This is a genomic window from Mesorhizobium qingshengii, assembly GCF_027563465.1.
Lineage (GTDB): Bacteria > Pseudomonadota > Alphaproteobacteria > Rhizobiales > Rhizobiaceae > Mesorhizobium > Mesorhizobium qingshengii_A.
Genome location: NZ_JAPFQA010000005.1, coordinates 117968 through 142428, shown reverse-complemented (window position 1 = coordinate 142428; position 24461 = coordinate 117968). Strand labels below are relative to the sequence as shown.

Annotated in this window: 27 protein-coding genes; 14 read left to right on the top strand and 13 right to left on the bottom strand. The window is 63.5% G+C overall.

The window, feature by feature from the left end; all coding sequences use genetic code 11:
• Positions 1-140: 140 nt before the first annotated feature.
• A complete protein-coding gene (locus OOJ09_RS14015) occupies positions 141-563 on the top strand; it encodes an acyl-CoA thioesterase (protein ID WP_269905780.1) in 423 nt (140 codons plus the stop codon).
• Positions 564-574: 11 nt separating this feature from the next.
• On the opposite strand, the gene OOJ09_RS14010 is transcribed toward OOJ09_RS14015, so the two are convergent.
• A complete protein-coding gene (locus OOJ09_RS14010) occupies positions 575-1534 on the bottom strand; it encodes a LysR family transcriptional regulator (protein WP_269905779.1) in 960 nt (319 codons plus the stop codon).
• 137 nt (positions 1535-1671) lie between these two features.
• On the opposite strand from OOJ09_RS14010, the gene OOJ09_RS14005 reads away from it, so the two are divergent.
• From OOJ09_RS14005 to OOJ09_RS13965, 9 genes are all read left to right on the top strand, one after another.
• On the top strand, positions 1672-2454 hold the full coding sequence (locus OOJ09_RS14005; RefSeq protein ID WP_269905778.1) for an ABC transporter substrate-binding protein: 783 nt from the start codon (positions 1672-1674) through the stop codon (positions 2452-2454).
• 61 nt (positions 2455-2515) lie between these two features.
• Positions 2516-3163: an amino acid ABC transporter permease gene (locus OOJ09_RS14000; protein ID WP_269905972.1), complete on the top strand. Its 648-nt coding sequence runs from the start codon at positions 2516-2518 to the stop codon at positions 3161-3163.
• 12 nt (positions 3164-3175) lie between these two features.
• On the top strand, positions 3176-3835 hold the full coding sequence (locus OOJ09_RS13995) for an amino acid ABC transporter permease (RefSeq protein ID WP_269905777.1): 660 nt from the start codon (positions 3176-3178) through the stop codon (positions 3833-3835).
• On the top strand, positions 3832-4596 hold the full coding sequence (locus tag OOJ09_RS13990) for an amino acid ABC transporter ATP-binding protein (RefSeq protein ID WP_269905776.1): 765 nt from the start codon (positions 3832-3834) through the stop codon (positions 4594-4596). Before OOJ09_RS13995 ends, OOJ09_RS13990 begins: the two co-directional genes overlap by 4 nt.
• An 8-nt stretch (positions 4597-4604) precedes the next feature.
• Positions 4605-6248 (top strand): N,N-dimethylformamidase beta subunit family domain-containing protein, encoded by a 1644-nt coding sequence (locus OOJ09_RS13985; RefSeq protein WP_269905775.1) that lies wholly within the window; start codon positions 4605-4607, stop codon positions 6246-6248.
• A gap of 1 nt (position 6249) precedes the next feature.
• Positions 6250-7641, top strand: a complete 1392-nt coding sequence (locus OOJ09_RS13980; protein WP_269905774.1) for an aspartate aminotransferase family protein — start codon at positions 6250-6252, stop codon at positions 7639-7641.
• Positions 7642-7644: 3 nt separating this feature from the next.
• On the top strand, positions 7645-8574 hold the full coding sequence (locus tag OOJ09_RS13975) for a 3-keto-5-aminohexanoate cleavage protein (RefSeq protein ID WP_269905773.1): 930 nt from the start codon (positions 7645-7647) through the stop codon (positions 8572-8574).
• 12 nt (positions 8575-8586) lie between these two features.
• Entirely contained in the window at positions 8587-9102 is a 516-nt protein-coding gene (locus OOJ09_RS13970) for a GNAT family N-acetyltransferase (protein WP_269905971.1), read from the top strand.
• Positions 9099-10127: a histone deacetylase family protein gene (locus OOJ09_RS13965; protein WP_269905772.1), complete on the top strand. Its 1029-nt coding sequence runs from the start codon at positions 9099-9101 to the stop codon at positions 10125-10127. The genes OOJ09_RS13970 and OOJ09_RS13965 overlap by 4 nt, the downstream gene beginning before the upstream one ends.
• A 15-nt stretch (positions 10128-10142) precedes the next feature.
• Here OOJ09_RS13965 and OOJ09_RS13960 read toward each other — a convergent pair whose 3' ends face one another.
• The 3 genes from OOJ09_RS13960 to OOJ09_RS13950 form a co-directional block, all read right to left on the bottom strand.
• A complete protein-coding gene (locus OOJ09_RS13960; RefSeq protein WP_269905771.1) occupies positions 10143-11411 on the bottom strand; it encodes a cysteine desulfurase-like protein in 1269 nt (422 codons plus the stop codon).
• Positions 11412-11459: 48 nt separating this feature from the next.
• A complete protein-coding gene (locus tag OOJ09_RS13955) occupies positions 11460-12527 on the bottom strand; it encodes an aldo/keto reductase (RefSeq protein ID WP_269905770.1) in 1068 nt (355 codons plus the stop codon).
• Between the two features lie 119 nt (positions 12528-12646).
• Entirely contained in the window at positions 12647-13171 is a 525-nt protein-coding gene (locus tag OOJ09_RS13950; protein ID WP_269905769.1) for a hypothetical protein, read from the bottom strand.
• Positions 13172-13518: 347 nt separating this feature from the next.
• On the opposite strand from OOJ09_RS13950, the gene OOJ09_RS13945 reads away from it, so the two are divergent.
• A complete protein-coding gene (locus OOJ09_RS13945) occupies positions 13519-13683 on the top strand; it encodes a hypothetical protein (protein WP_269905768.1) in 165 nt (54 codons plus the stop codon).
• 54 nt (positions 13684-13737) lie between these two features.
• Here OOJ09_RS13945 and OOJ09_RS13940 read toward each other — a convergent pair whose 3' ends face one another.
• A complete protein-coding gene (locus OOJ09_RS13940; RefSeq protein ID WP_269905767.1) occupies positions 13738-14244 on the bottom strand; it encodes a DUF1993 domain-containing protein in 507 nt (168 codons plus the stop codon).
• Positions 14245-14383: 139 nt separating this feature from the next.
• Between OOJ09_RS13940 and OOJ09_RS13935 the strand changes: the two genes are divergently transcribed.
• Complete coding sequence (locus tag OOJ09_RS13935; protein WP_269905766.1) at positions 14384-15436, top strand: DUF1176 domain-containing protein; 1053 nt, start codon at positions 14384-14386, stop codon at positions 15434-15436.
• A 30-nt stretch (positions 15437-15466) separates the two neighbouring features.
• Here OOJ09_RS13935 and OOJ09_RS13930 read toward each other — a convergent pair whose 3' ends face one another.
• From OOJ09_RS13930 to OOJ09_RS13900, 7 genes are read right to left on the bottom strand one after another with little or no spacing between them, the layout of a single operon-like run.
• On the bottom strand, positions 15467-16357 hold the full coding sequence (locus tag OOJ09_RS13930) for an alpha/beta hydrolase family protein (RefSeq protein ID WP_269905765.1): 891 nt from the start codon (positions 16355-16357) through the stop codon (positions 15467-15469).
• Between the two features lie 33 nt (positions 16358-16390).
• On the bottom strand, positions 16391-18001 hold the full coding sequence (locus OOJ09_RS13925; RefSeq protein ID WP_269905764.1) for a molybdopterin-binding/glycosyltransferase family 2 protein: 1611 nt from the start codon (positions 17999-18001) through the stop codon (positions 16391-16393).
• Positions 17998-18702 (bottom strand): XdhC family protein, encoded by a 705-nt coding sequence (locus OOJ09_RS13920; protein ID WP_269905763.1) that lies wholly within the window; start codon positions 18700-18702, stop codon positions 17998-18000. The genes OOJ09_RS13925 and OOJ09_RS13920 overlap by 4 nt, the downstream gene beginning before the upstream one ends.
• Positions 18703-18708: 6 nt before the next feature.
• On the bottom strand, positions 18709-19047 hold the full coding sequence (locus OOJ09_RS13915; RefSeq protein ID WP_091578308.1) for an XdhC family protein: 339 nt from the start codon (positions 19045-19047) through the stop codon (positions 18709-18711).
• 59 nt (positions 19048-19106) lie between these two features.
• Positions 19107-20357 carry a vWA domain-containing protein gene (locus OOJ09_RS13910; RefSeq protein ID WP_269905762.1) on the bottom strand — a complete coding sequence of 417 codons (1251 nt, stop codon included), beginning with the start codon at positions 20355-20357 and terminating at the stop codon, positions 19107-19109.
• 9 nt (positions 20358-20366) lie between these two features.
• Complete coding sequence (locus OOJ09_RS13905; RefSeq protein ID WP_269905761.1) at positions 20367-21296, bottom strand: AAA family ATPase; 930 nt, start codon at positions 21294-21296, stop codon at positions 20367-20369.
• Positions 21293-21820: a flavin reductase gene (locus OOJ09_RS13900; protein WP_027036962.1), complete on the bottom strand. Its 528-nt coding sequence runs from the start codon at positions 21818-21820 to the stop codon at positions 21293-21295. The genes OOJ09_RS13905 and OOJ09_RS13900 overlap by 4 nt, the downstream gene beginning before the upstream one ends.
• Positions 21821-22000: 180 nt before the next feature.
• Between OOJ09_RS13900 and OOJ09_RS13895 the strand changes: the two genes are divergently transcribed.
• Together OOJ09_RS13895 and OOJ09_RS13890 are read left to right on the top strand one after the other, a co-directional pair.
• Positions 22001-23074: a branched-chain amino acid ABC transporter substrate-binding protein gene (locus tag OOJ09_RS13895; protein ID WP_269905760.1), complete on the top strand. Its 1074-nt coding sequence runs from the start codon at positions 22001-22003 to the stop codon at positions 23072-23074.
• Positions 23074-24099 carry a P1 family peptidase gene (locus OOJ09_RS13890; protein WP_269905759.1) on the top strand — a complete coding sequence of 342 codons (1026 nt, stop codon included), beginning with the start codon at positions 23074-23076 and terminating at the stop codon, positions 24097-24099. The genes OOJ09_RS13895 and OOJ09_RS13890 overlap by 1 nt, the downstream gene beginning before the upstream one ends.
• Before the next feature lie 9 nt (positions 24100-24108).
• Here the strand turns inward: OOJ09_RS13890 and OOJ09_RS13885 are convergent, their stop codons facing one another.
• Positions 24109-24363, bottom strand: a complete 255-nt coding sequence (locus tag OOJ09_RS13885) for a DUF2171 domain-containing protein (protein ID WP_269905758.1) — start codon at positions 24361-24363, stop codon at positions 24109-24111.
• Between the last annotated feature and the right edge of the window lie 98 nt (positions 24364-24461).

Here is a 24461-nt window from a genome sequence, read left to right as displayed (position 1 = left end):
TAGTCCGTTTGCTGAAGCCGGCCAAGGGCGCGGCTAACGAATACCGGGCACATAGCCGGTTTGCCTGCCGTCGCGCATTTCGATATTGCGTGTCCGCAATCGCGGACGGCACGATCCGGCATGGCCACGGAGCAATCCCCATGAGCAAATCTCTCGTCACCTTCGTCGGCGTCGCTCATCCCTGGATGTGCGACGTAATGGGGCACATGAATGTGCGTCACTACGCGGCGATGTTCGACGATGCCAGCTTCCAGCTTCTCGGCCATATCGCCGGCCAGGACGGCAACCAGCCGTCGCAAACCGGATGGGCCGATGTGCGCACCGAGATCGACTATCGGCATGAAACGAAGGCCGGCTCGCTCATCACCATCCGTTCGCATGTCGTCAAGATCGGCCGCACGTCCGTCACTTTCGAACAGGTGATGTCGGGATCGCTCGACGGCATTGTCCATGCCTCGAGCCGGACGATTTGCGTGCGTTTCGATCTCGCCGCGCGCGCCTCGGTCGCGCTGGACGAGCCGATGCGAGGCCGCGCCGCGGCCTTCCTGGTTGAACAGCCATAAGTTTCGGCCGGTCAGCCGTTGTAGACGCGGTCCCCGAGCGGCGTCTCGGCGATCAGCGCCTGTAACCCTGAAAGCAGCGCCTTCTCGGCGCGATTCATCGCCTTGTCGGGATTGACCAGCAGGAAGATGTCGATGGCCGGTGGTGCGTCGTAGGGCGGCAGCCGCCACAGCGTCCCGTCCGCCACGTCGCGCCGCGCGACATGCAACGGCAGCGGACCGATGCCGAGCCCGGCGACGATCATGCGCCGTACCTCCTCCAGGCTGGAAGACACGCCGACGACATCGGCGCTCAGCCGGGCCTCGCTGCGCAGCAGCGCGACTGGCCGCAGCGCGTCCGAAATATGGTCGGTCTGGAACGATACGGAGGGCTCGCCCCGCAGATCCGCCAGCGTCAGTCCGGTTTGCCCGTAGAGCCTGTGCTGGGGACCGCAGAAGAAGCCGAAGAACTCGCGATAGACCATCGCGTATTCCAGCGCCGGATCGCGCTGGCTGACCAGGCAGATGCCGAAGGAGGCGCGGCGCTCCCTCACCTGCTTGGCCACTTCGGTGCTTGCCGCGACCGAGATGGTGATGCTGGCGCGCGGGTAGTTGCGGTGAAACTCCGAAAGCGCCTGGTCGAACAGTGGCGAAACGACATGGCTCGCGGTGGCGATCATGACGTGGCCGGTGACGTCGTCGCTGATGCCGCGCATGAGCAGCGGCAGCTGCGATATGGTGCCGAACACCTCGACGCTCTGCTCATAGAGAAGCCGCCCGACCTCGGTGAGCTCGAAGCGTGTCGCATCGCGCTCGACCAGCCGCCGGCCAACCCGGTCTTCCAGCCGCCGTAACGCGTTGCTGACGCTTGGCTGCTTGAGGTTCAGCCGCTCGGCGGCGCGCGTGATGCTCTTCACCTCGGCGATGACAACGAATGTCCGCAAGAGGTTCCAGTCCAGATCCCAGACCAGCCGTTCGGGGCGAGGCAAAGCCATTCCTGATATCTATGCTCCCTATTCCCATTATCTATTTGCGCAATGCATGCGCAAAGGCAATCATTGAAGTCAGGAAAGCGTCCCCGCGCCTCCCAAGAACAAGACTTCGCGCTCCATCCAGAGGACAAGGAAACCAGATGAACAGAGTATTTTCCGGCATCGCGGTTGCGGCACTGCTGCTTGCGTCGACCTTCACGACCGCGTCGGCCAGGGCCGACGACCTTGAGAAGATCAAGGCGGCGGGCGAGCTGAAGATTTCAATGAGCGGGCAGTATCCGCCGTTCAACTTCGTCAACGACCAGAATGAGGTCGTCGGCTTCGACGCGGATATCGGCAAGGCCATCGCCGAGCGCATCGGGGTCAAGGGCACCATCATCACCACGGCGTGGGACGGCATCATCGCCGGGTTGCTTGCCAACAAATACGACACCGTCGTCGGCTCGATGACGATTACGCCAGAGCGCGAGAAGGTGGTCGATTTCGTCGGCCCGTACTACCACGCCGGCCGCGCCGTTTTCGTGAACGAGGATTCCAAGGTGCAGAGCCTCGACGATCTCAAGGGCAAGACCCTTGGTGTGACGCTGGGCGAGACGCATGAGAAATGGGCCCGCGAACAGGGCGGTTGGGACATCCGCACCTACAAGGGCTTGCCGGAACTTCTGCTCGAATTGAAGGCCGGTCGCGTCGACGCCATCGTCGTCGACAACATTCCGGTCATGGTCGCGGTCAAGGAGACGGGCGAGAAGGTCCGCAAGCTCGACACACCGAACATTGAAGGCGGCAGCGTCGCCATCGGCATCGCCATCCGCAAGGACAACCCGCAACTGAAGGCCGCCATGCAGAAGGCGCTGGACGACATGATGGCTGACGGCACCTACAAGAAGATCTCCACGCAGTGGGTCGGCAGCGACATCCGCTGACCCCTATGGGCTCCTGGCGGCCCCAAAGCCGCCTGGAGCACTCCTCTTGCTGGGCTATTCCATGGACTTCTCCTTGATGCAGCGCGTCTTCCCGTTCTTCGTGGAAGCCGCGCTGGTAACGATCGAGATCACAGTGCTGGCCCTGATCCTGGGCCTCGCGGCCGCGGCACTGGCCGCGGCCGGCAAGATGTCGAGGTCCGCGATCCCGCGGGCCATCGGCACACTCTATGTCAGCCTGTTTCGCGGCACGCCCTGCCTGATCCAGCTCTTCGTGCTCTATTTCGGCGGCCCGCAAATCGGCATCAACCTGGATCCGTTCGCGGCAGGCGTCATCGGCCTCGGCCTCAACATCGGCGCCTATATGGCGGAATCGATCCGCGGCGCGCTGGTCGCGGTCGACAGAGGCCAGACCGAAGCCGCGCGCACAATCGGGTTCAGCCGTTTCCAGACGTTGCGCAAGGTCGTGCTGCCGCAGGCGGCGCGGCTGATGATAAGGCCGCTCGGCGTCAATACGGTCGGTCTGTTGAAGGGATCGGCACTGGTGTCGACAATTTCGGTCGTCGAACTCACCTACACGGCCCAACGCTTCATCGGTTCCACCTATAAGCCGTTCGAGATCTTCGGCGTTGCCGCCCTGCTCTACATGATCATGGTCTACGCCGTCGCCCGCATCGTCGATTTGCTCGACAAGCGCTTCGCAATCGTCTGATCGGAGAGCGCGATGCAAGGTCTCGATTTCACCGTCGTCGCGCCCTACTGGGGCCTCTTGTTGACTGGCGCCTGGTGGACCACGCTGCTCACGGTCTCGGCAGGAGCGCTCAGCTTCGTCTTCGGTATTCTGTTCGCGGTCACAGTGCTCTACGCGCCGGCGATCATCGCCTATCCCGTGCGTGTCTTCATGTGGATTTTCATGGGCACGCCGCTGCTGCTGCAGCTCTTCCTGATCTATTTCGGCCTAGTGCAGATCGGCATCGATATTCCAGCCCTTGCCGCCGGCATCGTCGGGCTTGGTCTGCATTTTGCCGTCTACAATGCAGACGTCATCCGCGCCGGTATCGTCGCCGTCGATACCGGCCAGACGGAAGGCGCGCGCAGCATCGGCTTCGGCAAGTGGCAGACGCTGCGCTACGTCGTGATACCGCAGGCTATCCGCAACACGGCTCCGCCGATCGGAAGCAACCTGATCGCGCTGTTGAAGGAATCCTCCATCGTCTCGGTCATCGGCATCGCGGAACTGGTCCATTCGGCCCAGCTGGCGATCAGCGAAACGTTCCGGCCGTTCGAATTCTACATCACGGCGGCGGCGCTCTACTATATTCTCAACCTCGTGCTCGAAGCAGGTCTGCGTCGGTTCGAACGGAACGTGGAGGTTTCCCGATGAGCTTGCGCCAGCCAATGGTCGAGGTTCGCGGCGCGCGCAAATCGTTCGGCGCCGTCGAAGTCCTCAAAGGTATCGACCTATCGGTCGAGCGCGGGCAGATCGTGGCAATCATCGGGCCGAGCGGCTCCGGCAAGAGCACGTTGTTGCGGTCCATCAACCATCTGGAATCGCTCAACGGTGGCGAAGTCTGGCTCGACGGCGTGCAGGTCAACCAGCCGCTTCATGGCCAGGCCTTCGAACGGCACATCAACAAGGTGCGCCAGCAGATGGGCATGGTGTTTCAGCACTTCAACCTGTTCCCGCATCTGACCGTGATCGAGAACATCACCATGGGGCCAGTGATCCTGAAAGGCATGCCGAAAGCCGAAGCCCGGGCGCTGGCGGTTGCTCTCTTGTCCAAGGTCGGGCTCGCCGACAAGATCGACGCCTATCCCTCGCGGCTTTCGGGCGGCCAGAAGCAGCGTGTGGCTATTGCCCGCGCGCTGGCGATGCAGCCCAAGGTGATGCTGTTCGACGAAGCCACCTCGGCGCTCGATCCCGAACTCGTCGACGAGGTCAACGCGGTGATGAAACAGCTTGCCGCCGAACACATGACCATGCTCATCGTAACGCATGAGATGCGCTTTGCCGGCGAAGTGGCGGACAGAGTGCTGTTCATGGACGGCGGCGTGGTGGTGGAAGAAGGCCCGCCGGCCGACATCTTCCGCGCGCCGCAGAAAGAACGCACCCGCACCTTCCTCAAGAAATACCTTTCCGCCTGAGCACGATGATGACCAGATTGATCACGGAATTTCCCGATTTCGGACTGACGCCGGAGCAGCGCCGGCACGCGGTACGCGGCCACTATTATGAATGGCCGGGCATGGATGGCGAGCGCGGCGAGATCTGGTGCTACAGCAACCGCTTTTCCTATCGGGCCAGCGAAACGGTTGTTCTGCATGTCAGTTCAACGGCACCGGCGTTCAGCATGACGATCACCCGCGACGGCGGCAGCGAAACCAGGGTGTTCGAGAAATCGGGCATCGCCGCGCGCTGGCAGGACACGCCCGACCAGTGCTCGGCCGAGGGTTGCGGCTGGGAAGCTTCGTTCGAATTCCGTGTCGGGAGCGACTGGCCGTCCGGCGCCTACCGGGTGACGCTGACCGCCGATGGCCGTGACGGCAAGCCGATCCAATGCCACCATATTTTTATCGTCGCTCCCGTGCCCGGCAAGAAACCCGGCCGTGTGCTGCAAGTGGCGGCGACGGGAACCTGGCTTGCCTACAACACCTGGGGCGGCTCCAATCACTACCAGGGCATTACCGGACCGGATCGCAACCAGTATTCGCCCGTCGTGTCGACGCAACGCCCGTGGTGCCGTGGTTTTGTCGTGCTGCCGAAAGACGCACCGCGTGTGCCGCTGGAAGTCGCCGTGCCGCCAAAGACGATACCGCGCTATCCGCATATGGAGTGGGCGCTCGCCACCGGTCATTCGAAGAAATACGCCTCGTCGGGCTGGGCCAGCTACGACAGCCACTTCTTCCGCTTCGCCGAACGGGCCGGCTATGCCGTCGATCTCGCCAGCCAGCACGATCTGCAGTTCTCGCCTGATATTCTCGACGGCTACGACTGCGCGGCTTTCGTCGGCCACGACGAATACTGGACCTGGGAGATGCGTGATGCCGTCGACCACTATGTCGAACGCGGCGGCCATGCGGCGCGCTTTGCCGGCAATTTCATGTGGCAGACGCGGCTGGAGGACGAAGGCCGCCGGCAGGTCTGCTTCAAATACCGCGCCCGCGCCGAGGACCCAGCCTATCTCCGCGGCGGCGACGTCACCCGGGCCACCAACTCCTGGGAGGCGCCCGAAATCGGCCGGCCGGGTTCGGCGACCTTCGGACTCAACGCGACGCGTGGCGTCTACACCGGCTGGGGCGGCTGTGCGCCGCGCGGCGTGCGCGGCTTTCCGGTCTACAGGCCGGAGCATTGGGCCTTCGCCGGCACCGGCATCTATTATGGCGACCTGCTCGGCTCCGACAGCCATGTCTATGGCTATGAGGTTGACGGGCTCGACTTCGAGATACGCGGCGGCCTGCCCTACCCCACCGCCACCAGCGGCGCGCCGGATGGCCTGCAGGTTCTCGCCGTCGGCATGGCCAGCCAGGTGGAGGAAAGCGCCGATATCCCGATCGAGGACCAGTTCCTCACCGACGAGGATGGCCGCTTCACCGCCGAAACGCTGTTCGGTGAGGCGAGCGACGCCAACCTGGAAAAAGTCAAACGCGGCAATGGCATGATCGTCAATTTCCCGCGCGGCAAGGGCGAGGTGTTCCACGCCGGAAGCTGCGAATGGGTGGCCGGCCTGCTAAGACAAGACCCGATGGTCGAACGCGTCACCCGGAATGTCCTTGATCGTTACCTCAGAAAGTCCTGACATGTCGAAAGCCCTTCCTCAGACCGCCGCTGCCAACACTGACGCTCGGCCACCATCGCATCTGTTCTACCTGTCCAGCCTGCGCCGGCCGCTGATCGACCGCGCCGAAGGCATCTATATGTGGACGCAGGACGGCCGTCGCTTCATTGACGGCTCGAGCGGCCCGATGGTCGCCAATATCGGCCATTCCAACCGCAACGTGCTCGACGCGATGAAACGGCAGATGGACCGCGCCACCTTCGCCTACCGGCTGCATTTTGAAAACGAGCCGGCGGAAGAGTTGGCGCGGGAACTGGCCGGCAAGCTGCCGGAGGGCATGGACCGCATCTTCTTCGTCTCGGGTGGCTCGGAAGCGACGGAGTCCTGCATCAAGCTGGCGCGGCAGTGGGCGGTCGCCACCGGCCAGGCAAGCCGCTGGAAAGTGATCACGCGCTTCCCCTCTTATCATGGCGGCACCTTGGGTTCGCTCTCCATTACCGGCGACGATGCGCTGGCCGAGACCTTCACGCCGATGATGCGCGTAATGCCGACCGTGCCGGCGCCAACCGCATGGCGCGACCGCGACAATCTTTCGATGGAGCAGCGCGGCATCCGCTATGCCGACATGCTGGAGGAGAAGATCCTGGCCGAGGGTCCAGACAGCGTGGTCGCCTTCATCATGGAACCGATCGGCGGTGCGGCCACCGCGGCGCTGGTGGCGCCGGACAGCTACTATCCGCGCATTCGTGAGATCTGCGACCGCTATGGCATCCTGCTGATCCACGACGAAGTGATGTGCGGTGCCGGCCGCACCGGAAAATTCCTCGGCGGCGACCACTGGAACTGCAAACCCGACATCGTCGCGCTGTCGAAGGGGCTGGGCTCGGGCTACGCGCCGCTTGGCGCGCTCGCCGCGCCGATGCGGCTGGTGCAGCCGCTGCTCGCCTCGGGCGGATTCCAGCACGGCCACACCTATGCCGGCAACCCGCTCGCCTGCGCCGCCGGGCTTGCCGTGCTCGGCGAAATGGATCGGCTCGACCTGATCGCCAATGCGGCCGCCATGGGCGACGTGCTGATGGACGGGCTGAAGGGGCTGGCGAAGCGGTTTCCATTTATCGCCGACGTGCGCGGCAAGGGCCTGCTCACGGGCGCCGAGATGGTTGCCGATCCCGAGACCCTGAGACCGATCGACCAGAACAAGAAAGCCACGCAGCGGCTGCTCGACCTCGCCTATGAGCGCGGACTGATCATCTACGGGCGCAGGGTCAAGGGTGGTGTCGACGGCGACAATTTCATGGTCGCGCCGCCGATGATCGTCACCAGGGAGCAGGTCGGCGAGATCGTTTCCATTATCGGCGACTCGCTGGAAGTTCTGGCCGCCGAGCTCGATCTGCCGGTCGCAGGCCAGGGGTAAGAAATGGCACCGCGTAAAGTCATCATCACCTGCGCCGTTACCGGCTCGGTGCATACACCGTCGATGTCGCCCTATCTGCCGGTGACGCCGGACCAGATCGCCACCGAGGCGATCGCCGCCGCCGAAGCCGGTGCCTCCATCCTGCATCTTCATGCCCGAGACCCCAGGGATGGGCGGCCGACCGCCGATCCGGACGTGTTCATGCAATTCCTGCCGCGCATCAAGCAGGCTACCGACGCGGTGATCAACATCACCACCGGCGGCTCCTCGCTGATGACGTTGGACCAGCGGCTTGCGGCGCCGCTGCGGGCCGAGCCCGAAATGTGCTCGCTTAACATGGGCTCGATGAACTTCGCGCTGTTTCCGATGCTCGACAAGCCAAGGGAGTGGCAGCACGAGTGGGAGCCGAAACTGCTGGAAGCCACGCGCGACACCATCTTCAAGAACACGTTCGCCGACATGGAAGGCGTTCTCGAGAGGCTGGGCAAGGGCTGCGGCACGCGCTTCGAATTCGAGTGCTACGATGTCGGCCACCTCTATTCGCTGGCGCATTTCCGCGACCGGGGGCTGGTGGCGGGACCGCTGTTCATCCAGTTCGTGTTGGGCATTCTGGGCGGCATCGGCGCCGACACGGACAATCTCGTCCACATGAAGCGGATTGCCGACAAACTGTTTGGCGACAGCTACCAGTTCTCTGTGCTGGCCGCCGGCCGCAATCAGATGCCGCTGATCTCGATCGCCGCGGCAATGGGCGGCAATGTCCGTGTCGGGCTGGAGGACAGTCTCTATGACGGCCGCCAGCTGGCGAAATCCAATGCCGATCAAGTGCGCCGCATCCGTGGCATTCTCGATGGGCTGTCGCTGGAGGTTGCCACGCCAACCGAGGCGCGCGACATGCTGGCCCTCAAGGGTGGCGACCGGGTGGCGTTCTGAGATGCGACCGTGATCAATCCAACATCCAATGACGTCCTGATCAGGCCCGGCCGGATCGATGACGTCGACACCATCCACGCGGCGATCCTGAAACTCGGCACGCACATCGGCGCGCCCGAGGAAATCATCTCGACAGCGGACGATCTCAAAACCTACGGCTTTGGCGAAAAGCCTGCCTTCTCGACCCTGATCGCCGAAGTCGGCGGCGAATTCGCTGGCCTGTGCCTCTATTTCCCGATCTTTTCGACCTGGATGGGGCGGCCTGGCGTCTATGTGCAGGACCTTTATGTCGAGGACCGGTTTCGCGGCCGCAAGATCGGCGAGCGCCTGTTGCGGCGTGTCGCGGCCCAGTGCCGGGAGCAAGGCGGCGTCTATCTCCGACTGTCCGTCGACAGCGACAATGAGGGCGCCAAGGCCTTTTATGAAAGGCTGGGCATCGCCTGGTCGAGCTACGAGCAGACGCAGAAAATCATCGGCGAGGCCTTTTTTGCCTTCGCCGACGCGCCGGAGAATGGGGAGCAGGAATGAAAGCCTTCTATGCCGAGGAACAGAAGCGCCATGACCCCAAGGCGTTCCTTTCGAGCGGGGCCGCGCAGCCCAATCCGGAAAAACCGGAGCGCGTCGAAAGATTGTTAGCCGGCGCAAAGTCAGCGGGTTGCACGATCGAGCGGCCGCGCAATCATGGGCTCGGTCCGGTCGCCGCCGTGCACACGCCGGAGTACCTCGATTTCCTCGAACACATTTATGCGCGCTGGCAGCGCATCGAGGGCGCGTCGGCCGAAGTGATCCCCAACATCCATCCGATCGCGCGCAGCGGCTCCTACCCTGCCTCGGCGGTCGGCCAGGCCGGCTATCACATGGCCGACACCGCTTGTCCGATCTCGGGCGAAACCTGGCAAAGCGCGCTTTGGAGCGCCTGGAGCGCGGTCGAAGCCGCTGAAGCCGTGATGGCAGGCGCACCGGCCGCCTATGCGCTGTGCCGCCCGCCCGGACACCATGCCTTTGCCGATGTCGCTGGCGGCTTCTGCTTCATCAACAATTCGGCGGTTGCGGCTCAGGTCCTGCGCAAGCAGGCTGCGCGCGTGGCGATCCTCGATGTCGACCTGCATCATGGCAACGGCACGCAGGGCATCTTCTATGCGCGGCCCGATGTGCTCACCGTGTCGCTGCATGCCGACCCGGTGCGCTTCTACCCGTTCTTCTGGGGCCATGCCGACGAGCGCGGCGAAGGCCCGGGCCTCGGTTACAATTTCAACCTGCCCCTGCCGCGCAAATCCGCCGACGCCGCGTTTCTCGGGGCGCTTGAGGTTGCGTTCCAGCGCATCCGTGCCTTCTCGCCAGACGCGCTGGTCGTGGCGCTTGGTCTCGACGCGTTCGAGGGTGACCCGTTCGGCGGGCTTTCCGTAACCACGCCAGGCTTCTCGCGCATCGGCGAGGCCATCGCCAAGCTCGGCCTGCCGACGGTCATCGTGCAGGAGGGTGGCTATCTCTGCGACGAACTCGGCGACAATCTCACCGCATTCCTCACCGGCTTCGGCGGCAAGGCGCGGTGAAGATCCAGGCTGGCCTCAGGAACGCTGCTGCCTGAGCATGGCGATGACCCGATGCACGCTCTCCAGTGTCTCGCCGATCTCAGCCGCCGTGTTGTAATGGGCGATGCCGATGCGCACGACGCCCTGTTCGGCCGGGATGCCGAGCTGGTGGACGATTTCCCAGGCGTAGTTGTGGCCGGACCACAGGAAGATGTTCTCGGCGTTCATCTGCCGAACGATCGTTTCCGGCACGATGCCGTCGACGGTGAAGGAAACCGTCGGCACGCGATCACTGACCCGCTTCGGATCGGTGATGCCATGGATGGACAGGCCTGAAATATCCGACAGGCCATTGATCAGCTGTTGCGCCAGCGGGTTCTCGTAGGCGATCGATACTGCGAACGCGTTGGCAATCTTCTGCCTTCGCGATCCCCTCTCGCCTGCCGCCGCGCCCAGCTCGGCAAAATAGTCGACCGCGGCCGTGAGGCCGGCCATCAGTTCGATCTGCGGTGTTCCGAGTTCGAAACGCTCGGGCAGGCCATTCGACGAGCAGCGGCATTTGTAGGGTTTCAGATCATCGATGACGTCACGCCGGCCCCACAAAATGCCCATGTGCGGACCGAAGAATTTGTAGGCCGAGCAGATCAGGAAATCGCAGCCGAGGTCCTGCACATCGATCAGGCCATGCGGCGCGAACTGCACGGCGTCGACATAGACCAGGGCGCCGGCTTGTTTTGCGATGGCAGTCAGCGACCTGACCCGGTTAATCGAGCCGGTCAGGTTGCTGGCATAATTCAAAGCGACCAGCCGCGTCTTCTGCGACAGCAGCCTGGCCAGCGCCGCCTCCTCGACCTGCCAGCTCTTTTCGTCGAACGGCAGCCAGCGCACGACGAGACCAAGGTCCTCGGCCAGTTGCAGCCAGGGCGACACATTGCCCTCATGGTCCATGCGAGTGAGGATGATCTCGTCGCCCGGCTTCATCGTCCGGCCGAGCGTGCGCGACATATGGTAGGTCAGCGTCGTCATGTTGGCGCCGATGATGATTTCCTCGGGGCTCGCCGCGCCGAGGAAATCGGCCATCGCCTGGTGCGCCTCGTCGACGACCGCTTGAGCGGCGATCGTCGTTTCGAAATAGCCGCCGAGATTGGCATTGGTGGTGAGCAGACAACGCGACACCGCATCGGCCACCGCCTGTGGCACCTGCGTGCCGGCGGGATTGTCGAGATAGATGCGTCGCCGCCCCTTATCGTTCAGGGAGAGAGCGGGAAACTTTCCACGCACTGCCTCGATAGGAAAGTCCACCATCATCTCCACCCCTTTGTTATTCCTCGTCAATTCTGCACTCTGGTCCGATCAGGGACAGGGATTGCCTACCCGCTGGTGAATGGCATCCACCGCCTTCTGCATCTCTTCGGTCCAGGCGACGTCCACCGAGGACAGCGCCATGTCCAGTTGTGCAACCGACGTGGCCCCGACAATGTTCGACGTGACGAAGGGCCGGCTCGACACATAGGCATTGGCGAACAGCGCCGGCTCCAGGCCAAATGAGCGCGCCAGTTCATTGTATTCGAGCAGCGCTTCGGCGGCATTTGGCGTCTCGTAGCGCTGGCCGCGGTTGAACAGCTGCGAACGCGAGCCCTGCGGGCGCGCGCCATGGTCGTATTTGCCGGTCAGATAGCCTTGCGCCAGCGGCGAGTAGGCGAGCAACGACACCTGCTCGCGCTCGCAGACTTCGGCAAGATTCACCTCGAAGGTACGATTGACGAGATTGTAGGCGTTCTGGATCGACGCGACGCGGGGACCGATCCCTTTGTCGGCCTCGGCAAGGAACCGCATCACGCCCCAAGAACTTTCGTTCGACAGGCCGAAATGACGGATTTTTCCCGCCCTCACCAATTCATCGAAGACGGCAAGCGTCTCGGCGATCGGCGTTTCGTTGGTCGGGGCGCCGTCGGCATCGGCGCGCCGAGCCACCGCCCCGACGCGCGTCGGATTGGCGCCCCAGGGTATGTCCCGTTCCGGCCAGTGGATCTGGTAGAGGTCCAGATAGTCCGTGCCGAGCTTGGCCAGCGATTTGTCGATGGCGTCAAGAATATCGGCGCGCACCAATTGCGACGGCCTGTCGCCGCGAAACCAACTGTTGGCCGTGCGGCCGACGACCTTGGAGGCAAGGATCACCTTGTCGCGATTGCCCTTGGCCTTCATCCAGCTGCCGATGATCCTTTCCGTTCGCCCTTGCGTCTCCGCCTTGGGCGGGATCGGGTAGAGTTCGGCGGTGTCGATGAAGTTGACGCCGCGCGAAAAGGCCAGATCCATCTGGGCGTGGCCCTCGGCCTCGGTGTTCTGCTGGCCCCAGGTCATCGAACCCAGGCAGATCTGGGTAACAAGAAGATCGGTCCGACCGAGACGGCGTTTGTGCATGGAATTCTGCTCCGGAGGGAAAGCTGGCGCGGCTGCGCGGGGAGGAATTCGCATCTATAGGGAAAGCAGAGGCGCTCTCCAAGCCTTGGCGGGCCGACTTTTGCGTGAACCGGAGGTGTTTAGCGGCGAGCGCCAGCCAGCGCGCGGCGCTTGGCCTCGTCGATCAGCATGTTGGCCACCTGCATCCGGATCATGGCGCGCTGGCGCAGATGCGGAGCGACACGATCAGGGTGGTTGGCGAAGGCAAAGCTGCGGCGCATGCGGCCAAAATCGGCGACCTGTTTCGGCTGATCAAGGCCGAGTTCGACGGCGATCGATTCCGGATCGATCGGCGGCAATTTCTCCTCAGGCTTTGGCTCTTCGCCTGCGAGAGCCAGCTTGGCGTGGTCGAGCAAAGCGGCGAATTCGGTCGCCAGATCAGCACCAGCCTCGCGATACTCGGTGGTAAAGCCGCTGCCCGAAACCTTGATGCGGCCGGAATGGAGCTCGTCGGCAACGGAGAGATAGTCGAACGGGATGGACGGACGAGCGCCGGCCTCGTCGCCCTCGTCGCTCTTGTCGGAGGCGACGAAGAGGTCGTCGAGCAAAGAAGCGAAATCCCGCTTGGCGCTGGTAACGATGTCAGCCTCCCCTTGCCCGACCATGCAGGCTTCAGAGCATAGAACCGGCTCGTTAAAAATGCATGCCATCGATCTTGATGAATTTAGCCGTTCCCCAGACCGCTTCTCGGGCAGCTGCCATCCTTGAACACTTGAACAAAAAGCCGGACTGCATTTTCATGCAGTCCGGAATTCGCCAGGAGTGGCGAGGAAAAGCCGGCCATGTGCCAGCGTTCAACGATACGGTCCGCGCCGGGCAAAAGTTTCACCCGGCCGCGCAAATACGGCCAAAAAAATCACCAGCACATGGCAGGCATGCAAATGCTGCACTGCACAATTGTCACGATTCACCTATATTGGTAGTCGTGGAGGACCAATCAGGAGCCTGAATCATGGGTTTCTTCACTGAAATGTTCGCCCGGCCGCGCCCGCAGGAACATCTTAGGTATAGAACGGCACTCGCGTTGCTTCATTCGACGAGCAATGCGGACCGTGCCGACATCGGCATCAAACCCGCCGATTTTCCGCGCATCGCACGCGAAATGTCCATTCGCTAGACGCTTGCCAGGGTTTCCCGGCAACAGCCGGGAAACCTCGACGGCCCGCAATCGTCAGCGCGTGCCCAGGAATGTGGCCTTGCCCAGCGGTACGCCATTGTGGCGAAGGATGTCGTAAGCGGTGGTGAGGTGGAAATAGAAGTTGGGCATGGCCAGATGCAGCAGATACTGCATGCCAGCCATCGAGGTTTCGCGTCCGCCAAGCTTCAGCTCGATCACTTTGTTATCGGAGCCGTCGATGTCGGCGGCCGAAAAAGTCGCCAGATGCGCGACCGTCTTGGCGATCCTCGCCTCCAGATCGGCGAAGCTCGCTTCATTGTCCTCGTATTTCGGCACTTCGCGGCCAGCCAACCGCGACGGTGCCCCCTTGGCATGGTCGGTGGCGATCTGCACCTGCCTGGTCAGGGCGAACATGTCGGGCGCGAGCCGCGCCGTCAGAAACACCTGTGGGTCGATCTTGCGGTCAAGCGCATTCTGCTCGGCTGCCGCCAGCACGCTGGAAAGCGCTTTCAGTCTTGCCGAAAACACGGGCACGGAGGCCTCGTACATCGATATCGTCACGTCAAATCTCCCATCCGGCCGGAACGCCGGAGGACAGGACCTAGCGCCTTCGTGCACGATTCTTCAAGCGCCCTGACACAGCGTCACCACGCTGCCGCAATCGCCATAGTAGAATCTCCCCATCGAGCGGAGATTCCCGATGAGACGCGCCCTATTCGCAGCGACTGCCTTTCTCTCCCTTGCCCCGACCGGCCAGACGGCACTGGCCGCCGACGATACTCCCGAAGCACCCTATGTCGACGATCGATCGAGCGCCGACGCGGTCATCCGCTCGCTCTACAGCGCCATCAACCGGCACGAATTCGCTCGCGCCTGGGGTTATTTCGGCGATACGAAGCCGGCGAAGGATTTCGACAGTTTCGTCAAGGGCTATGACGGCACCGACAAGGTCGAGGTCGAGACCGGCAGCGTCTCCGACGAAGGTGCGGCCGGCAGTATCTTCTACAACGTGCCTGTCGCCATCCGTGCCACCGACAAGACCGGCGGCGAAAAGATCTTTGCCGGTTGCTATACGCTGCGCCAGGTGAATGCGCAGATCCAGGCGGCACCGCCGTTCGATCCGATCCACATCGAAAAAGGTGCGCTGAAACCCTCCACTGCCGATTTCGAGGAAGCCCTGCCATCAAGCTGTGGCGACGGGCCGCCGCCACCGAAGAAGGACGCGGCACTGGAGCAGGCCAGGAAGGCCTTTCTGGCGACCTATGGTGGCCAGTGCGACAAGAACCTTCTCGCCAATGCGCCGGATGTTTTTTCGATCAAGTACAAGGACAAGGATGCGGCTGCCAGCGCGCCCGAAAGGGAAACGCGGCTTTTCCATTTCTCCTGTTCGGCCGCCGCCTACAATGAAAACTCCATCTACTACATAGGCGACGATGTATCTGGCGTAAGGCAGTTGCAGTTCACCGAACCGGAGATGGATATCCGCTACGTGAACAACGACAGCGAAGGCAAGGTCGAATCCATGCATGTCATCGGCTTCCAGACGACTGGCTGGGCGACCAATTCGGACTATGACCAGGATGCCCACACGATCACCACCTTCAACAAATGGCGCGGCGTCGGAGATGCCTCGTCATCGGGCACCTATCTGTTCCGCAACGGCGATTTTTCGCTGGTTCAGTACGATGTCGACGCATCCTATGACGGCGAGGAGAACCCCCAGACGGTCGTCGACTACAACACCGCGCCCTGAAGGCCGGACGGGCCTTCCGGGCAGCGTTGGTCAGGGCGCCTTCGACAGCATCCAGTTCAATGTGCCGCGCCAGTCGGTCATGCGGATCGGCGTGCCGTGCGTGCCCGTCTCGAAGCGGACGAAGCGGGTCGGGTAGCTCTTTGTTTTGGCCAGTATCGAGCGAAAGAATGCTTCCTGGGTTGCCACGGGAAAAACCACGTCATGGCTACCCTGGCCGAAGAACACCGGTACGCGGCGCTTGAAGGCGGGACTGGCGAAAAAACTCTCGTCCCATAGCGAGCCGAGCAGCAGCAAGCCGTTGAGACGGCCACCGGTGTCCTTGCGGGCGGCGAGCTTCCAGCACAGCGCGCCGCCCATCGAGCCGCAGGCGACGAAGATTTTCGCGGCTGGCGACTGTTCGGCATAGTGATCGATCAGCGCCGCGACCTGTGCGGCGCCCGTATCGCCGAAATCCGGAAAGTCAGGTGACAGATAGAGGCCGCCATTTTCGGCCATCAGGTTCTTGAGGCGGTTGAAATTGCCGCCGAAGGTGAAGTCGTCGACGCCTTGCTTGCGGCTGCCACCCTGCCCATGCAGATAAAGCACGATGATGCCGGCACCCTCGATCTTGCCGACGGCAATATGTCTGACATCGCCGGCATCGGTCTTCAGCAGCAGATCCTGCTGCACCTTGCGCACGCCGGTGTCGGTGTATTGAGGGCGCACGCGGCGCTCGGGCACCTCGTCGCGCTGGTTGATGTCGCGCATCTCGCGATAGTCGATGACCGTGTAGGCGCCGTTGGTGTCGGACGAGAGCGTGGCCGGATACGCGAAGAGATCGTCCTTGAAGGGTTTCAGCGACAGCGTCTGACTTTGGGCGGCCGACGACAGCAATGCTGCCGCGGTTGCAAGGACACAGAAAAATCGGAAACGGAAAGACATGCCAGCAGGCATGCGTAATTCGGCTTGGGTTTGTCAATCCTGCAGCACGCCGCCGGCACCTTCGAGCGCTTCGCGGGTATCGACGTCGACGGACGCCGCTTCGCCGATCTCGACATCGATGACATCGAGCCCCTCGGCCTCGACCAGATGCCGCGCGCCGGTATCACCTTCGAGATGGGCGATCGCCGGAAACAGCGAGCGTGGCAACAGCACCGGGTTGCCGCGCTTGCCCTGGTGCGAGGCGCGGACCACCGAATTGCCTCCGGCCTTGCGGAACGCATCGACCAACCTGTCGAGGTCATCAGACGAGACACCCGGCATGTCACCGAGAACGATCATCACGCCGGCGGAGTCTTCTGGCAGATAGGCAATGCCGGCTTTCAGCGAGGTGGACAGGCCGTCGGCAAAATCGGGATTGTCGGCGATGGTCACATCCAGCCCCGCCAGCGCCGCGCGCACCCGCTCGCGCTGATGGCCGGTGACGACAATCGTGCCCGAAGCCTTCGAGCCGAGTGCGCGCTCGGCGGTGCGGCGCACCAGCGGCTTGCCGTCGAACAGCGCCAGCAGCTTGTTCGGCCCGCCCATGCGGCTCGACCGCCCCGCCGCCAGAAGCACGATCCCGACCTTGAGCTGGCTTTTGGGCGGCAGCGGTTCGCGCGGCTGCGGCCGCGTCGGGATTTCCATCAACAACCCGCCTACCCCCATGCCGGCGATGTCGCTCGCGGTGACGTCGAGGCCGGCGACCAACCGGTCAAGCACCCAGTCGAAGCCGTTCTCCTTCGGGCTGCGGGCGCAACCGGGCGCACCGATGACGCGCTTGCCACCAAGCGTGCCGAGCACCAGCAGATTGCCGGGATCGACCGGCATGCCCGCGCGGATAACAGTACCACCCGCCCTTTCGATCGCCGCCGGAACGACGTCGGAAAAATCGCTCATCGCCGAGGCGCCGAAAATCACCACCAAGTCGTTGTCGCGCGCCAGCGAGGCCGCGGCCTCCGCCACCGGCGCGATCTCATGCGGCGTGCGGCGCTCCGCCGTCAGCCTGCCGCCGGAGCGCGCCAGCCGCGCTTCGGTAACGCGAAGCGTCTTGTCGAGCACGCTCGGCTTGATCCCCGGCAGCACCGTCTGGATGACGCCGACGCGCACTGGTTGGTAGGCGTTGACGGCAAAGATCTCACCGCCGGCACAGATTTTCATGACCGCATCGACCAGGGCAGAGCCGACGGCGAAGGGAATGATCTTCACAGTCGCGACCATCTGGCCTTTTTCGACCGGCGCATGCCGAGCAAGCGTTGCTATGGTGATGGTCGGGTCGACGGCGTTGATGGCGTCGATCATCGCCGCGTCGACGGTGAAGATGCCGGCCGCTTCGGCATGGAGGTTGACCCGGCCGGTGGCCGCAGGCTTTGCCTCGACATTGCGATGGCGCATGCTGGCGGCGATCTTTTCAGCTGCCGCATCCTCACCGAGATCATCGGGGGCAAGCACGGCCGCGACGACTTCGGTGATCCCGGCGGCTTTCAGCTCCGACAAATCATTCGCGCTCAGGCGGTGCGCCTTGCGGAAGCGCCTTTCTCCGGCGGTGGTGGCATGGGCCAGCACCGCCCCTTCAGCCGCCTCGATCGGAATCGGGCCGAATTTCACGCCGCCGCGCCCTTGACGTCGAGGCCGCGCGAGCGGAAGGCATGGATGGTCTGGGCGAGAACGGCGACAGCGATCTCGGCCGGGCTGGCGGCACCAATGTCGAGCCCGATGGGGGCGTGAATACGGGCGATCTGGTCAGCGGTCGCGCCCAGTGCCAGCAGGCGTTCGACGCGCTTGGCGTGCGTCTTGCGGCTGCCAAGCGCCCCGACATAGAAACAGTTGGCGTCGAGCGCCGCCTTCAGCGCGAAATCGTCGATCTTCGGATCATGGGTGACGGCGGCAAGCGCCGTGTAACTGTCGAACGGCTGGCGCTTCAGCACATCCTCCGGCCATTCGGCGTGCAAGGCGATATCGGGAAAGCGCTCGGGCGTGGCGAAGGCCGTGCGCGGATCGATGATCTCGACAGGGTAGCCGGCGATTTTCGCCATCGGCGCCAGCGCCTGGCTGATATGGACAGCGCCGATCACCACCAGGCGCGGCCGTGGCAGATGCGCATTGAGAAAGAAGGTCCGCCCTTCGGCCTCGACCGAACCGGAATTACCGGTGCGGAACGCCTTGGCGATCGCGGCGCCGAGATCACCGGCGACCTGATCGCCCTCGCGCACGATGCGGTCGCGTCCATCACCAAGGTCGGTGACAAGGATCGCCGCGCGGCGGGCGCGGCGTTCGGCATTGAGGGTTTTCAGCGCATAGGGATCCATCGCAGATCAGCCCAGTCTTTCCACGTACACCTTGATGCGGCCGCCACAGGACAGGCCGACCTGCCAGGCGGTTTCATCGGCAACACCAAATTCCAGCATCCTTGCCTTGCCGCTGTCGATCACGTCGATCGCTTCGGTCACCACCGCGCCTTCGACGCAGCCGCCCGAAACAGAGCCGTGGAAATTGCCGTCGGCGTCGATGACCAGATGGCTGCCCACGGGGCGAGGCGCCGACCCCCAGGTCTCGACCACCGTGGCGATGGCCACGTCCTTGCCGTCCTTCATCCAGCCCTCGGCTATCACAAGTGGGTCGCGGGCTTCATCGAGATAGATGCTGTTTTCCATGACCGTTTCCTAGGAGTCCGTTCTTCCCCGGGAAACACGCGTTTCCCGGGGAAATATGGTTATGCGGCGTGCCTCGCGCCAGCTTCCATCCATCGGCGCGGATCGACCGAAAGCACCGATTTCTTGTCGAGCGACGCGCAGAGATCGGCCAGCGCATCGAGATTGTGCACCGAGCGGAATTCGTCGACATGCGGCAGCATCGCCTTGACGCCGCGGGCGCGTGCCTGGAAACCGTCGAAGCGCAGCAGCGGGTTCAGCCAGATCAGCCGCCGGCAGGATTTGTGCAGGCGCTCCATTTCCTCCGACAGGCCGGCGACGTCGTCGCGCTCCAGCCCGTCGGTGATCAGAAGCACTACCGCGCCCTGCCCCAGCACGCGGCGCGACCACAGCCGGTTGAACTCGGCCAGCGTGTCGCCGATGCGCGTGCCGCCCGACCAGTCCTTGACCGCCGCCGAGCAATCGGCAAGTGCTGCATCGGGATCGCGATGCCGCATCTGCCGGGTCAGATTGGTCAGCCTGGTGCCGAAGACGAACGTGTGCACGCGCCGCCGCTTTTCGGTCAGCGCATGCAGGAAATGCAGGAAGATGCGCGTGTATTGGCTCATCGAGCCGGAAATGTCGGCCAGCACCACCAGCGGCGGGTGAACTTCGCGCGGTGAGCGGAATTTCGGCAGGATCAAGTCGCCGCCGGTTCGCGCCGCCGAGCGCATCATGGCGCGCGGGTCAATGCGGCGGCCATGCGCGTCGGCCTTGAAACGCCGGGTCCTCACCATGTCGAAGGGCAAGCGCAACCGGGCGATTGCCTTCCTGGCATCCGCCATCTCGGTGGCGTTCATCTGGGCAAAGTCCTTGCCGCGCAGTACCTCGTTGCCAGAGAAGGTGAAGCGGGCATCGACCTCGACCTCCGGGATCTCCTGGGCCGGCTGGTTCTTCTGATGGCCCTCGAACATCGCCTGGCTGACGCGATTCTCGGCGGCGCGCGGTTTCTGCTTCTCCCTGACGTCGGGCGCCACCGGCGAAAACATCGCCAGCATCTTTTCGATCAGTTCGCGCGATTTCCAGAACAGCCGGAAGGCTTCATCGAAAATGGCGTGATCCTCGTGCCGCGAAACCAGCACGGCGTGCAGCGTCCAGTAGAAATCGTCGCGCGAGCCGATGCCGGCAACCAGCACCGCCTCGATGGCGTCCTTGACCGAAGCCGGACCGACCCGCATGCCGGCCTTGCGCAAGGTGCGGGCGAAATAGACGATGTTGTCGGCGATACGTCCGTCCGGCCGGGCTTCCTTGGGTTCGGGGCGAGACACCGGCATGGCCCTGCCTTACTCCGCCGCCGAAAGCTCGGCCTTCACCTCGTTGAGGATGCGCCGGCCTTCGCCCTGTTCGATGCGGGCAATGTCGTCCTGGTATTTCAACAGCACGCCGATCGTGTCGGACACGGTTTCCGGATCGAGTGCGACCTTGTCGAGTTCGGTCAGCGCGCCGGCCCAGTCGATGGTCTCGGCAACACCCGGCACCTTGAACAGTTCGATCTGGCGCAGCTTCTGGATGAACGAAACCACCTCGGCCGAAAGCCGTTGGTTGGCTTGCGGCACCTTTCGGCGCACGATCTCCAGTTCGCGCTCGGCGTTGGGATAGTCGACCCAATGATAGAGACAGCGCCGTTTCAGCGCGTCGTGAATCTCGCGGGTGCGGTTGGTGGTGATGATGACGATCGGCGGCTCTTCCGCCTTGATGGTGCCGAGTTCGGGCACCGTTACCTGGAAGTCGGACAGGATTTCCAGCAGGAAGGCTTCGAAGGCCTCGTCGGTGCGATCCAGCTCATCGATCAGGAAGACCGGGGCAGCACCAGCCTTGCCGGTCAGCGCATCGAGCACCGGACGGCGGATCAGGTATTTTTCGGAGAAGACGTTGCGCTCCATGTCGGAGCGATCGACCCTGCCCGCCGCCTCCTCCATGCGGATTTCGATCATTTGCGCGGCGTAGTTCCACTCGTAGACGGCGGACGAGACGTCGAGGCCTTCATAGCACTGCAGGCGGATCAGCCGGCGGCCGAGCGCCTGCGCCAGCACCTTGGCGATCTCGGTCTTGCCGACGCCGGCCTCGCCCTCGAGGAACAGCGGCCGTTTCATGCGCAGCGACAGGAAAAGCACGGTCGCCAGGGACCGGTCCGCCACATAGTCCGCACCGGTCAGGAGATCGAGTGTCTCGTCGATCGTCCGCGGCGCGGCGCGCGGTTTCAGCTCGCTCATTCTTTCTCCGTGAACGCCGCCGCTCCGCTTTCCAGAACGTGGTAGCCGCGGGCGTGGTAGATCAGCGGCCGCAAATTATCGCCCATACGCAGACCTGTCACCTTGCCAAAAAGCACACGATGGGTGGCCAGATCCTTGGTGTCGATCAGTTCGCAGTCGAAAACGGCGAGCGCACCCTTCAGCGTTGGCGCGCCGGTCGAGATCACATCCCATTCGCCGAGCGCAAAACGCTCCTCGACCGGCAGTCCGGTGATACCGGAAAAGCCGACCGACAGTGGCTCCTGGTGTGACGCCAGCGTGTTCAAGGCAAATCTGCCGTTCTTCACGAACAGCTCATTCTTGGCATTTTCGCGGTTGAGACACACCAGAATGGTCGGCGGCGTGTCCGACACCGAACAGGCCGCGATGACCGTCGTGCCGCGCTTGCCGGCCGGACCGTCGGTGGTAACCACGTGCACGTGGCCGGCAAAATGGCTCATCGCGTCGCGATAGGCCTGTGGCCCAATGTCGTTCTTCTTCAGCACCGGAAATTTTCCACAGCCAGAACCCTACCGCTATATATGGCGACATATGACATGCCACAAGCGAAGTGCTTGGCCCATCTCCTGAAATTCGCGTGTTGCACCAAGGCCAGCCAGCCTTTAGGTCTTGGCGGGAACTGGCGCCAGCGAGATGTCGCCAGCTTGGAGGAACTCTTCGACAGGATGCGATCCGGGGCAACGATATCTGCCGCACTGGTCTGGCTGCTCCTGGCCAGCGCCGCCAGCGCCCAGACGCTGCTGGTCGGCGTCGCAGCACCCTTGTCCGGACCATCGGCGATCCTGGGCAAGCAGATCGAGGCCGGCACCAGCCTGGCGGCCGAAGCAAATGGCATCGAGCTCAAGATCATGGATGATGCCTGTACCGCCGATGGCGGCAGCGCCGCGGCGAAGGAATTCGCGGCGGCCAAGGTCAATGTCGTGGTCGGCTTTCTCTGCACCGATGCGATCGAGGCAGCGATGCCGATCCTGAAGGATGCCAACATTCCGGTCATTACCGTTGGCGTGCGAACCGAAAGCCTGACCGACCGCCGCGCCAAGACCGGCTGGCCGGTCTATCGCCTCGGGCCACGTGGCGACGATGAGCGCAATGCCGTCGCCTCTGCCCTCACCCGTCTGTGGCAGAACGAGTTGTTCGCCATCATCGACGACGGCACCATCTATGGCCGCGAGATCGCCGAGACGCTCCGGGCGGCGGCCGAGCAAGCGGCGCTGAAGCCGGTGTTCATCGACACGTTCCGGCCACAGCTCGACAACCAGATCGGGATGGTTGGCCGGCTGAAGAAGGCCGGCGCGACGCATGTCTTCGCCGGCGGCGACGGCGAGGACATCGCCATCATGGGCCGCGATGCAGCGCAACTCTCCGCCGGCATCGTCTTTGCCGGCGGAGAGAATCTGCGCACTCCAGCCGGCGACGTTCCATATGCCACCGGCACGCTGATGATCGCGCCGCCTGAATGGGCCGATGTCGCCGATCCAAAAGTGCTGGAGAGCTTCTCTGGCCGAAAGATCGTGCCGGACGGCTACACGCTACCGGCCTATGCGGCGGTCGAGGTCGCCAAGGCGGCATCAGGCTTGTCCGAAACCTCGGGCAAGCCGCTGACCGAAGCCCTGACCGGACAGGATTTCACCACCGCGATCGGGCCGGTCCGCTTCGACGCGAAAGGCGACCTCAGCCAGAGCCCCTACCGCGTCTTCCGCTTCGATGGCACGCGTTTCCTACCCTTGGAAAGCGACTGATGGTTCGCACCGGCCCGCGCAATCTGATCACGGACGTTGCCGGCCTGCGCGTCGGCAATGCTTCCGATGCGAGGCTGAAATCCGGCGTCACGACCATCCTTTGCGATGAACCGGCGGTGGCCGGGGTGCAAATCCTGGGCGGTGCGCCGGGCACCCGCGAAACCGATCTGCTGGAACCGCACAATTCGGTCGAGGCGGTCCACGCCGTGGTGCTTTCGGGCGGTTCGGCTTTCGGCCTCGACGCGGCGTCCGGCGTGCAGGCGGCGCTGCGTGAACGCGGCATCGGTTTCGAGGTGGGCGGCTTCCGCGTGCCGATCGTGCCGGCAGCGATCCTGTTCGACCTGCGCAATGGCGGCGACAAGGATTGGGGCCGCTATCCACCCTATCGCGACCTCGGTTATGAAGCGGCGCAAACCGCCACAGCCGATTTCCAGCTCGGCACGATCGGCGCCGGCACCGGGGCTTTGACTGCGGGACTGAAGGGTGGCCTCGGCTCGGCCTCGACGCTGCTGGAAAGCGGCGTCACGGTCGGGGCTCTGGCGGCCGTCAACCCGACCGGCTCGGTGACCGTCGGCCGAACCCGTTATTTCTGGGCCGCTCCGTTCGAAATCGGTGACGAATTCGGCGGACTTGGCTACCCCTCGCCAATGCCGGATGACGCCAGAAAGATCCTGCTGAAATTCCGCGACAAGGATGTCGAAAGGCAGATGGAGACCGGTGGCAACACGACCATCGCCGTCATTGCCACGGACGCGGTTCTCACCAAGGCCGCAGCGAAACGCCTGGCGATATCAGCGCATGACGGCTTCGTGCGCGCCATCTGGCCGACACATACGCCTGCCGATGGCGACCTCGTGTTCGCGCTGGCAACCGGCCAGAGTGGCATCGAACTCACCGCGGACGCGGCAATCGATCTCTATGCAGCGGCCGGTGCCACCATGGCGCGCGCCATCAGCCGCGGCGTCCACGCGGCGAGGCCAGCCGACGGCGACCTGTTTCCCGTCTGGTCGTCACGCCTGGGGTGAAGTGGTCGATCAGACCGGATCGGACTTTTCTTCCTCGAACGTCACCGCGACATCCGAATTCGCGGACAGCCACACCTTCTTGCCATCCACCTCGGCAACAAGGCTCAGGGGAATGTAGTGGTGATGGCCCTTGTGGGCACCCTCGCCGCTGTCGGCCCTGGTCAGTTTGATGCGCTTGCCATCGACCTTGTCGACGGTGCCGACATGCACGCCATCGGCGCCGACGACTTCCATATGCTCACGAATTTTGCTGGTGTCGGTCATGGTGGTTCTCCATTGGGACTGCCGACAATAACAAATGACGGGCCGATTGGATGCATCTGCTTTCAGACCGCACGACGTTTTGATTCCGTCGTGGTAGG